The sequence below is a fragment of the Flavobacterium sp. MR2016-29 genome (assembly GCF_015350695.1).
Lineage (GTDB): Bacteria > Bacteroidota > Bacteroidia > Flavobacteriales > Flavobacteriaceae > Flavobacterium.
The window spans coordinates 161,613-173,120 of sequence record NZ_JADKPU010000008.1; the positions used below are offsets into that span (position 1 = coordinate 161,613).

An 11,508-nucleotide genomic window follows, 5' to 3' on the forward strand; every position below is an offset into this window, starting at 1 on the left:
AAAGTATAATGGTAGAGAATGCAATTAAAATCTTAATAGTCGATGACAAAAAAGAAAACCTACTTTCTTTGCAAGTCATCCTGGCAGATCGCGGTTATCAATTTGTTGAAGCAACATCTGGAAAAGATGCATTGCGGATATTATTGAAAAATCAGGATTTTGCTATTATACTTATGGATGTTCAAATGCCATTGATGGATGGTTTTGAAACAGCCGAACTTATTCGCCAAAGTGATAAACTAAAACATGTTCCTATCATTTTTTTGACGGCAAATATGAATACTACTGAATACATTTTCAAGGGATATCAATCTGGTGCTGTTGATTATATGATTAAACCTTTGTCTCCAGAAATATTGCAGGCAAAGGTGATGGTTTTTACTGAATTGTTTAAGAAAAATAGAGAATTACAAATTAAGGAAGAAGAGACAAAAGCCCTTAATGAAATAATTTTAAAATCGAATTCAGAACTTGCTTTACAATATGCAGCAATTGAAAAGCACGCAGAAGAACTCAGAAAGAAAAATATGGAACTGGACGCTTTTACTTATATATCAAGTCATGATCTTCAGGAACCTTTACGAAAAATCCAGACCTTTGTCAATCTTCTTCTTTCGAATGAATACCCAAATTTATCTGAAGACGGTAAACATAAGTTTAACAGAATTCTCTATTCGACAAACCGAATGCGAGAGCTTATAAACAGTCTTTTAACTTTCTCTCGTACTACTATTGTTGATCGCAGATTCGAAAAGGTTGATTTAAATACTGTTATTTCTGATGTAAAAATAGCCTTGCACGAAAATTTGTTAGAGAAGAATGCAACAATTACAACTGATTTTCATGGAGTACTTACTATAATTCCTTTTCAGTTTGTTCAATTAATGGAAAATTTAATACATAATGCTATAAAATTTTCAAGAACAGAAGTACCGCTTGAAATAAATATTAAAAGTCAGCTCGTAAGTGGAGCCAATTTAGAAAAAGAAAAATTAGCCCCAAATGTTGACTATTGCCACATCAGTTTTGGCGATAATGGAATCGGATTTGAACCGCAGCACAGTGAAAAAATATTTGGCGTCTTTCAAAAATTACATAGTAAAGACATGTATGATGGAACAGGGATTGGCCTTGCGATTGTCAAAAAAATAGTTGAAAATCACAATGGTCATATCAACGCAACGGGCGAACCCATGAAGGGCGCAACTTTTAATATTTATATTCCTGCTAGCTAATAATTGTATTTAAACTTCTAAATACGAAAGTATTTCATTTATAGAAAAATCGGCCCCGCAGACAAATTCATCAGCGGCTCCATAGTAAATAGTCAATTTATCACCATTTACAACGTGTCCATTTGTGAAAACGACATAACCAAAGAAACCGCTCAATTCATAATTTTCCTGCGGAAGCATAATAGGTTCTAATGTGCGGGCAAGAACTTTAGATGGATCTTCGAGATCCATCAAAAAGGCGCCAAGACAATATTGATGTTCAGCATTTGCTCCGTGATAAATTTCGAGCCAACCTTTATCTGTTTTAATTGGCGCAGCTCCAGCACCAACTCTCGCGCTGTCCCAAAGTCCTTGTCGTGTTTTTATAATGCATTTGTGATTTCCCCAATGAATGCCATCTGGCGATTCAGAAAGCCAAATAAAATTTCCTCCAATTTCTGGGCTGGAAGGACGATGCAAGGCATAGAATTTTCCGTTTACCAATTCTTCAAAAATAGCACAGTCTTTATTATGAGGTGGAAAAATCATTCCTTTATTTTCAAAGTTTTTCCAGTTTTTTGTAGTTCTAAGTCCAACACCAACACCGTTTTCAGAAACTGCCGTATAAGTAAGGTAATAAGTGTCTTCTAATTTACTGACTCTGCAGTCTTCTATGCCAAATTGTTCTAAAATCCCAGAACCCATTAATAATGCATCATGCTCTGGCTCATAGAATTTTCTGCCGTCATCACTGCAAAGTAATCTAAGATGCGAAAGTGTGGTCAGGTAGTCCAACCCTTTATATTTAATTACTCTCGGGTCATTCGCCACAAGATCTGGATCATTTAAGGGAATTTCAATAATTTCTACTTTGCCCAATGCATTAATGACAGGAAAAAAAATCACACCTTCTTTTTGAGCTATCGATTCTGCTACTCTGACCAGCAGCCAAGTCTTATTTTCAAAAACAAAAACACCAGGATTTAAAAGGCTTATAATTTGAAGTTCTGTACTGCTGGCTTTTAGATCTTTTGGCATCAGCAATGGATTCTCGGGAAAACGTCTGGCAATGTCGCTCATAATAACTTTATTTTATAAGTGTATAATGTTTAAAGTTATGGAATTTTCAGGAGTATGCATTTATATAATGATCGCAGTATTTTGCAGAATTGAAAGTTTAACCAGCTGATTTCAATACTGCTAAATCATATAAATTGAGAAGATAATGATATAAAATAATACAGATCAATAAATTTAATTTTACTTCATTCAAATGATAAACGCATAAATTTTTTAATAATTTTTAAATAAAAGAAATCATGTTTAAAACAGGACAAAAAGTACGACAAGAATTTGGCAATCAAGTTATGAAGGTAATAGGATTCGAACCAGAACTTATTGAAAATGTAGTTACACAATGGGAAGATGAAATTGGGAATATCAATACAGGAAAATTTATTGAAGATCAACTCGTGCCGGCAGAGGAATAAAAATTCAATTTTTAATCGAAACCCTTCTTCTCATTAGATAAATCAAAGCAAATATTTGATTTTTTATTTAATGCCGAATTCCAACAAAATTTTTATTTTCAACCAAATTTTAACTTTTCATATGCTAGGTTAAAGTATATCTTTGACCTCAAAAAAAATAAAAAATAGGTTAAAAATTATTAAGATGAGTGATGTTTGGGGAGATAAGGAGTATTATAAAGGAATAGGAAAAATTAATTATGAAGGAAAAGATTCCGATAATCCTTTAGCGTTTCGATATTATAATCCAGATCAAGTAGTTGCTGGTAAAACAATGAGAGAGCATTTTAAATTTGCAATTTCATATTGGCCCAGCTTTGGCGGAAACGGTTCAGATCTTTTTGGACAAGGAACACACCAATTTGCATGGAACGAATTCAGAGAACCTATTCAGGCTGCAAAGAAAAGAGCAGATGCAGCATTTGAATTTATCAGTAAAATGGGCTTTGATTATTTTTGCTTTCATGACTACGACTTGGTTCAGGAAGGTCAAAGTTTTACACAGTCAGAACTTCGATTGAGTACAATGACAACGTATTTAAAGGAGAAAATGGATTCTTCTGGCATAAAAGTTCTTTGGGGAACTGCCAATTGTTTTTCAAATCCGCGTTATATGAATGGCGCTGCAACAAATCCTGATTTTAAAGTATTGGCCAGAGCCGCAGGACAAGTTAAGTTAGCGATGGATGCTACCATTGCTTTAGACGGAGAAAATTATATTTTTTGGGGAGGAAGAGAAGGTTACATGACGCTCCTTAATACAGATATGAAAAGAGAATTGGACCACTTAGGAAAATTTCTTGCTCAGGCGCGTGATTATGCTAGAGAACAAGGTTTTAAAGGAAATTTTTTAATAGAACCAAAACCTATGGAACCTTTAAAACATCAATACGATTTTGACTGTGCAACGACAATTGGCTTTTTGCGTGAATACGGACTTGAAAAAGATTTCAAATTAAATATTGAAGTAAATCACGCTACACTGGCACAGCATACATTTGCTCATGAACTTGAAGTGGCTTCAAAAGCCGGAATGCTCGGAAGTATTGATGCAAATCGAGGAGACTATCATAATGGCTGGGATACAAGTCAATTCCCTAATAATGTATATGAAGTTACAGAGGCTATGCTGGTTTTTCTTAAAGCTGGCGGGATTCAGGGCGGTGGAGTAAATTTTGATGCAAAAATTAGAAGAAATTCTACAGATATTGAAGATATCTTTTTGGCTCATATTGGTGGAGCAGATACTTTTGCAAGAGCATTACTCACCGCTGATAAAATTATCACCTCTTCGCCTTATGAAAGTTTGCGACAACAGCGTTATAGTTCTTTTGATACTGGAAAGGGAAAAGAATTTGAGGAAGGAAAATTAAACTTTAAAGATCTGTACGCAATTGCTCAAGAAAACGAGGAAATAGAATTGAAAAGCGGTAAACAAGAACTTTTCGAAAATATTATTAACCGATACTTATAAATTTTCGAATTTAAGAATTATCCATTTTATTGAATGAAATGGATAATTCTTATTAGAATAAAACATTTTTAGATATAGCGCAGTTTTTCTTCTTCGATATCTAAATAATGCATTTGACGTCTTATAATCGACTCGTCTAAAGTTTTATCTTCCTTATTTTTATTTATAAGCCACTGCCTCTGCTGCACTAATAAATCAAGATAAATATCTTTAAGATCTGTTCCTATAGACTCGTCATCAACACCATTATTGCGATGTTCCCATTTCTGAATAAGATGCTGTAACGAATTATTGCTCTTAACTTGCTCGCTGTAATTTGTTTTCAAATAATTTAAAGTGTAAGCAGTAAGCTCTTGTTTAATGTTATTAGCAGCTTCATCTCGAGGAATAGGATCGTAAATATCTGTCAGCTTGATTTTTTTAATGAAATAAGGCAATGTCAATCCTTGAATCAGTAAAGTCAGCAGAATAACAATAAAGGTTATAAACAAGATTAAATTACGCTGTGGGAAACCGTTGCCATTGTTGAGATAAACTGGAATTGATAAAGCTGCGGCCAATGAAACCACACCTCTCATTCCGGTCCAGCCCAAAATAAAGGGCGTTTTCAAACCAGGATTTCTGCTGTCAGCAACAGTAATAAAATTTCTGGCAATCAATGTAACTACTACCGCGCCATAAGACGATAATATTCGGCCTACGATTAAAACTGCTGTTATTATAACACCATATCCAATTGCTGTTGGAAGACTAATATTTACTTCTTCAAGCCCTCTTGTAATTTGCGGCAAATCTAATCCGATCAGCATGAAAACCAATCCATTTAAAATAAAACAAAAACTTTCCCAAACATTGATTCCCTGCAGACGAGATCTGCTGTTCAAAAAACGATGTCTATTATTCGATAATAACAATCCGCCGCTTACGACTGCTAATACACCAGAGCTGTGAATTTCTTCCGCAGCGAGATAGATTATATAGGGTGTAAGAAGTGACAAAACGATATCTGCATTAGCATCAGTAGGCAGATATTTATGCGCTTTCATAAAAAGCCATCCAATTAATAAGCCAATGCCTACGCCGCCAAAAATCATCCAGCTGAAACTCGCCGCGGCTTTATAAAATAAAAATTGTTCTGTTGCAACTGCGATCATTGCAAATCTGAAAATAATCAACGATGAAGCGTCATTCAATAAGCTTTCTCCCTCTAAAATAGACGAAATTGTTTTGGGTACTTTTACAAATTTTAAAATAGCGCCAGCACTTACTGCATCTGGAGGAGAAACGATTCCACCAAGTACAAAACCTAATGCTAATGAAAATCCTGGAATAAGATAATTGGCTACTAAAGCTACAGATAATGCCGATAGAAAAACAACGACAAATGCAAAACTTGTAATAATGCGGCGCCAGCGCCATAATTCTTTCCAAGAAACTGTCCAGGCTGCTTCATATAGTAATGGAGGCAGAAAAATAAAGAATATAAGTTCGGGTTCGATGTTTATAACAGGTACGCCAGGAATAAAACTTATAGCAAGTCCTGCCAATACAAGCAGTACAGGATAAGCTACTTTTATTTTATTGGCAAGCATTATCAGCAATAAAATAATTATTAAAAGTCCTAAATAAAAAGGAAAGTTTTCAAGCATTCTTTTTGGTTTGTAATTGAAATTTATAATAGAATCAAGATATAAAAATAAAACTTTAAAAGAAAGATTTAGCTCAAATAAGAATTAATTATTTGAGTATTATTGTATTAAAACTGACTTTTATGCTATTGAAAGCTCAAGTTTCATTATCAAATTATTTATTTGTTTGAAAAAATAAATGTTTCTATTTCAGACAAATCATCATTAAATTTCACAAAACTTGCAGGAAATCCAGATTTTATTTTTCCTATTTTATTTTCTAAACCGATTGCGTTTGCAACATTTGAAGTTGCCATTTTTATAGCTTCATCTACAGAAACACCTAAATGATTATACGCATTTTGAACCGCTTCTAACATTGATATAGTGGCTCCAGCCAAATTACCATCTTTGTTTCTGTAAAAGCCATTTTCTAAATGGGCATCAAAATTATCCCATTGAAAGCTGTCGACTTTTCGGCCTAGAAATGTAGCATCGCTTATTAAAAAGAATTTTTCGTGTTTGAGTTTATATGCAACTTTTGCAGCCGCATAGTCACAATGTGCACCATCTAAAATAACGGGAGCATATACATTTTCATTTTCAAAAACAGCTCCAACCAAGCCTGGTTCACGATGACCAAACTGTGTCATCGCATTAAATAAATGAGTGACAAGTTTTACGCCTTTCGAAAAATAAACCTGAGCTTGTTTATGTGTAATAGTCGAATGTCCGATAGAAATAATAATGTCGCTTTCTAACAACATTTGCAGCTGTTCGTCTGTAAAACATTCGGGAGCAATTGTGATTACTTTTATAACATCTTTCCCGAGTCTGATAATCTCTTCAAGTTCTGCATTCGTAGGTTTACGAACCTGATCGATGCTGTGTGCCCCTCGTTTTAACGGATTCAAAAACGGACCTTCTAAATGCATTCCGATAACGCCATTGTTATATTTTTCTCGATAATGACGGATTGCTTCAATTCCTTTAAGAATCGTTTCATTTGAAGAAGATATCAAACAAGGAAGCATATATGTTGTACCATATTTAAGGCTAGAATCGTAAATATCCTGAATCGTTTCTTCGGTAGGATTTTGACTAAAATAGTGTTTTTCTCCTCCATTTATCTGAATGTCTATAAATCCAGATGCAATATGTTTTCCTTGTAAATCGATGGTTTCAATATCATTTGGAATTTCTTTTTGTACCGAAATAATGATTCCGTTTTCAATGATAACTGTGCCGTTATTAATTATTTCATTTCCTGTGTGCACAGTAGCATTGACAATTGCCTGTTTCATTGTTCAATTTTATTTCTTGATTATTTTATTATCAATTTTAGAATTTATGTCGTTTGCATTTAAAAAATAAGTAACTTGAATAAAATACGCCAGCAAAATAAAATTGTGGTTTTGTCTGGTGTTTAAAGGTGTTGATTGAGTAAGTTTAACTGAAACTATTTTATATAAAGGTACAAATGTATCAATATCATTTATCAATCGATTTTAGAGAAAAGCAAATTTATTCAGCAGATGAAGTTTTCGTATTTTTATAAGAAACTCAAAATTGCCTTAATACAAATAATGTTGCCATCATTTAATATCTGGAATCTAATGTGGAAAATTAGCAAAATAAAATAAGACAACAATTTTTTTTGAAAGTTACAAGATTAAATAATTGCATATGGAAAATTTAAAAGCATCCTTAACAGCTATCGATAGTCTGTTTATAGAAGAAAATCTTATTCCTCAAGAATATAAGATTTTAGAAATTCATCAGCGGGAATACCTGCTAAATGGTCAATTAGTTCCTTGGAATGGTGAAGTAACGGAAGTATTTTCTCCGATTTTTGTTCCAGGTGCAGATGGACTTAAACGCAAACTGGTAGGTACAATACCGCATACTACTGCTAAAGAAGCATTAGAATCGCTGGATGCAGCAGTAGAAGCTTACAACGACGGACAAGGGATATGGCCAACAATGAGTGTTGAAGACAGAATTAAATGTATGCAGAAATTTGTATACCTAATGATTCAGCAGCGCGAACCTGTTATTAAATTGCTGATGTGGGAAATTGGAAAAAGCCTTCCCGACTCAACTAAAGAATTTGATCGAACAGTAGAATATATCAACGCTACAATAGATGCTTTAAAAGATTTAGACAGACAGTCTTCCAGATTTGAAGAATCAGAAGGAGTTTTGGCTCAGATTAGGCGATCTTCATTAGGTGTTGTTCTTAGTATGGGACCTTTTAATTACCCGCTTAATGAAATTTTTACCACATTAATTCCCGCACTAATAATGGGGAATACCATTTTATTTAAATTGCCTAAACATGGTGTCTTGGCACATTATCCTTTGCTTAATGCCTTTAAAGAAGCATTTCCTCCTGGAACTGTAAACACGCTTTACGGCAGAGGTGCAGAAATTATTTCGCCATTAATGGAAAGCGGTAAAGTAAATGTGCTGGCTTTTATTGGGTCGAGTAAAGTAGCAAATGGCCTTAAAAAATTACATCCAAAAGCAAATAGATTAAGATCAATATTAAGTCTTGATGCAAAAAATGCAGCGATCGTAACGAAGCACGCAGATCTAAATGTTGCAGTAAATGAGTGTCTGCTGGGTGCACTATCTTTTAATGGACAACGTTGTACGGCATTAAAATTGATTTTTGTACAGAAAGAAGTAGCAGATGAGTTTGTACAAAAATTAAGTGAGGCTGTGGCGGCTCTAAAACCTGGACTTCCTTGGGATAAAGATGTAAAAATCACACCGCTTCCTGAATTTGATAAACCAGATTATCTTAAAAGTTGTTTGGATGATGCATTAGCAAATGGAGCCAAAATAATAAACGAAAATGGTGGTTATACTAATAATTCATTCGTTTTTCCGGCAGTTGTTTATCCTGTAAATGATAAAATGAAATTGTATCATGAAGAACAATTTGGTCCAATTATACCAATTGTGCCTTTTGATTCTATTGATGAACCTATAGAATATCAAATCAATGCTTCACACGGTATGCAGGTAAGTATTTTTAGTGAAGATCCGAAAGAAGTAGCAAGCTTAATCGATCCGTTTGTGAATTTAGTAAGCAGAGTAAATATTAACTGCCAGTCACAGCGTGGACCAGACGTTTTTCCGTTTACCGGAAGAAAGGACAGCGCAGAAGGAACTTTGTCAATATCAGATGCATTACGCTCTTTTTCAATTCGTTCACTTGTTGCTACTAAAGCTACAGATGCCAATAAAAAGCTGTTTAATTCGATTGTAAGAGATCATGATTCTAACTTTTTGAGTACGGATTATATATTTTGATTTAACCAAAATATTTTAATATGCCTTGGAATCCAGAGATTTATAATAAATTTAAAAACATTCGCTATCAGCCTTTTTATGATTTGGCAGCATTCATTCAGCCAGTAAAAGAGATGATAGCTATTGATTTAGGTTGCGGTACCGGAGAACAGACCGCAATCCTAGCCAATAAATTTAAAGATGCGAATTTTATTGGTATCGATTCTTCTGCTGAAATGCAGGAGCAGTCAAAATCTTTGGAAACTGAAAATTTACATTTTCGAATAGCAACAACAGAAGATATGCTGTTGTCAGGAGAAAAATGGGATTTGATTTTTAGTAACGCAGCTTTGCAATGGTCTGATAATCATGAAATATTATTTCCAAAATTATTAGAACTTATTAATTCTAAAGGACAATTTGCAGTACAAATGCCGGTACAGCCAGAAAATAAGCTTAATAAAATTTTATCAGAGTTAATAGAGGAAGAACCTTTTAAAACTCATTTCAAAGGATATAAAAGAGATTCGCCGGTTCTGAGTATGGATGAATACGCACAAATGCTTTTTGATGGCGGTCTTGAAGATATTCAGATTATGCAAAAAGTGTATCCCATAATTGCAAAAGACCATGATACGCTATATGATTTTATTTCAGGATCTGCTTTAATTCCTTACATAGAGCGATTGGAAAGCGAACAGGCAACGCTTTTTATTAAAATATATAAAGAGAGAATAGCGATAGAATTTCCTAAGCTTCCAGCAATTTATTCTTTTAAAAGAATATTAATGTACGGAAAAAAGGCATAAAATTAGGATTGTAAATCCAGGATAAAATAAAAATATGTAATAAAAGCAACATTGCTTTTATTACATATTTTTATTTTCCATCAAGTCATAAGAAGTCTGATTAGAAGATGCAGTTTCAGGCAAATCGTCCCAGTGTCCCCAGTCTCCTTTATAAGCTTTTCTGTAAATGAAATCATTATTGCTTGCTACATAAATTTCACTGTGAATTGGACATCTATTAAAATCCTTCTCTTGGTAGCTTTTTAAATTTTCCATGGCTGTACTATTTTATGTTCATTAACGAGTTCAAAATTAAGAGTATAGCAATAGGTTTTCTTATATGATATTGCGGAAATGTTGTCAAATTAACATGTTGCATTCAATTTTTGATGTAGTAATAATATAAATTGGCGGCGCTGGGGAATAATGAGCGGTATTAAAGAATTTTTTTTATAAAAGCAAAAGAAAATCCAAGATGATTTGAAGTTGCAGTTCTTCGGTTTAATTTTTTTGAAGTTGCGATAACAATTCCATAAAACAAAAAAGCTGTCAAAACAGACAGCTTTTAAGAACAAATTAAATAGGGTATACGTTTAAAATTAATTAATTTTCACCAAATGCGCTTCGATAGCCGCTCTGTCACCTTCGTATTGTGCAGGAAGTTTTAGGTTTTTTCCCAATTCTTCTAAACTTTCATCTACTGTAAAACCAGGGTTTTCTGTAGCGATTTCAAATAAAACTCCTCCCGGTTCTCTAAAGTAAAGAGAATGGAAATAATTTCTGTCAATCTGTGGCGTAATAGACAATCCGTAAGCTTCGATTTTTTCACGGAAGTGCATTAATATTTCATCATTTTGAACACGGAAAGCTACGTGGTGAACAGATCCGTTTGCTACATGACCGCGTTTTTCATCAGTCAATTCTACTAAGTCAACAATGGCAGCATTTTCTACAGCATCTGTTGCATAACGATAGCGGTTTACATCTTGGTCAATCAATTTATAACCAAATATTTCGGTTAAGATGGCAGCTGTTGCTTTTATACTGTTTAAAGTCAAAGTAATGTTGTGGAAACCTCTTGTAGCCACATCTGCTTTTACTTCATCTGTTTCCCAAGGTTTTCTGTTATCGTCTGTTTTAGATTCGATTAACTCTAATTTTAATCCGTCTGGATCTAAGAAAGTCAAATATTTTTCTCCAAATTTTTCAGCCGGTTTATTGTAAATTACATTATACTGTTCAAAACGTTTCTGCCAGAAATCCAAACTTCCTTTTGGAACAGAATAACCAATTTCAGTTGCCATTCCAGATCCTTTTCTTCCTTGTTGGATTCCTTCTCCCCAAGGGAAAAAAGTTAAGATAGTTCCGGCACTTCCTACTTCATCTCCAAAGTAAAAATGGTACGTTCCAGGATCGTCAAAATTCACCGTTTTTTTGATGAATCTTAATCCTAATATGTTTGAGTAAAAGTTGAAATTACGTTTAGCGTCACCTGCAATTGCAGTAATATGGTGTAAGCCTAAAATTTTATTTTCCATGGTTTTTATATGTATTAAATTGTTATTGATTTTCTTT

At 33.8% G+C, this 11,508-nt stretch carries 10 protein-coding genes; 5 read left to right on the forward strand and 5 right to left on the reverse strand.

Annotated features, from left to right (window positions below; translation table 11 throughout):
• The first annotated feature begins 8 nt into the window (after window positions 1-8).
• Window positions 9-1,235: a sensor histidine kinase gene (locus tag IR010_RS16735; RefSeq protein ID WP_194605517.1), complete on the forward strand. Its 1,227-nt coding sequence runs from the start codon at window positions 9-11 to the stop codon at window positions 1,233-1,235.
• A 9-nt stretch (window positions 1,236-1,244) separates the two neighbouring features.
• Here IR010_RS16735 and IR010_RS16740 read toward each other — a convergent pair whose 3' ends face one another.
• Window positions 1,245-2,294: a glycoside hydrolase family 130 protein gene (locus IR010_RS16740; protein ID WP_194605519.1), complete on the reverse strand. Its 1,050-nt coding sequence runs from the start codon at window positions 2,292-2,294 to the stop codon at window positions 1,245-1,247.
• Window positions 2,295-2,533: 239 nt separating this feature from the next.
• Here IR010_RS16740 and IR010_RS16745 point away from each other — a divergent pair, with 239 nt between their 5' ends.
• Together IR010_RS16745 and xylA are read left to right on the forward strand one after the other, a co-directional pair.
• On the forward strand, window positions 2,534-2,704 hold the full coding sequence (locus IR010_RS16745) for a hypothetical protein (RefSeq protein WP_194569514.1): 171 nt from the start codon (window positions 2,534-2,536) through the stop codon (window positions 2,702-2,704).
• A gap of 184 nt (window positions 2,705-2,888) precedes the next feature.
• The gene (gene xylA, locus IR010_RS16750) at window positions 2,889-4,217 is read left to right on the forward strand and encodes a xylose isomerase (protein ID WP_194605521.1); all 1,329 of its coding nucleotides are present in this window, start codon (window positions 2,889-2,891) and stop codon (window positions 4,215-4,217) included.
• Between the two features lie 68 nt (window positions 4,218-4,285).
• On the opposite strand, the gene IR010_RS16755 is transcribed toward xylA, so the two are convergent.
• Window positions 4,286-5,866, reverse strand: coding sequence for a Na+/H+ antiporter (locus tag IR010_RS16755; RefSeq protein ID WP_029272488.1), 1,581 nt, complete (start codon window positions 5,864-5,866; stop codon window positions 4,286-4,288).
• A 158-nt stretch (window positions 5,867-6,024) separates the two neighbouring features.
• A complete protein-coding gene (gene nagA / locus IR010_RS16760; RefSeq protein WP_194605523.1) occupies window positions 6,025-7,149 on the reverse strand; it encodes an N-acetylglucosamine-6-phosphate deacetylase in 1,125 nt (374 codons plus the stop codon).
• Between the two features lie 382 nt (window positions 7,150-7,531).
• Here nagA and IR010_RS16765 point away from each other — a divergent pair, with 382 nt between their 5' ends.
• Together IR010_RS16765 and IR010_RS16770 are read left to right on the forward strand one after the other, a co-directional pair.
• Complete coding sequence (locus tag IR010_RS16765) at window positions 7,532-9,166, forward strand: NADP-dependent glyceraldehyde-3-phosphate dehydrogenase (protein ID WP_194605525.1); 1,635 nt, start codon at window positions 7,532-7,534, stop codon at window positions 9,164-9,166.
• 20 nt (window positions 9,167-9,186) lie between these two features.
• Entirely contained in the window at window positions 9,187-9,954 is a 768-nt protein-coding gene (locus IR010_RS16770) for a methyltransferase domain-containing protein (protein ID WP_194605527.1), read from the forward strand.
• 60 nt (window positions 9,955-10,014) lie between these two features.
• On the opposite strand, the gene IR010_RS16775 is transcribed toward IR010_RS16770, so the two are convergent.
• Together IR010_RS16775 and IR010_RS16780 are read right to left on the reverse strand one after the other, a co-directional pair.
• Window positions 10,015-10,209: a hypothetical protein gene (locus IR010_RS16775; protein ID WP_194605529.1), complete on the reverse strand. Its 195-nt coding sequence runs from the start codon at window positions 10,207-10,209 to the stop codon at window positions 10,015-10,017.
• 323 nt (window positions 10,210-10,532) lie between these two features.
• The gene (locus IR010_RS16780) at window positions 10,533-11,471 is read right to left on the reverse strand and encodes a ring-cleaving dioxygenase (RefSeq protein WP_194569501.1); all 939 of its coding nucleotides are present in this window, start codon (window positions 11,469-11,471) and stop codon (window positions 10,533-10,535) included.
• Window positions 11,472-11,508: the final 37 nt, after the last annotated feature.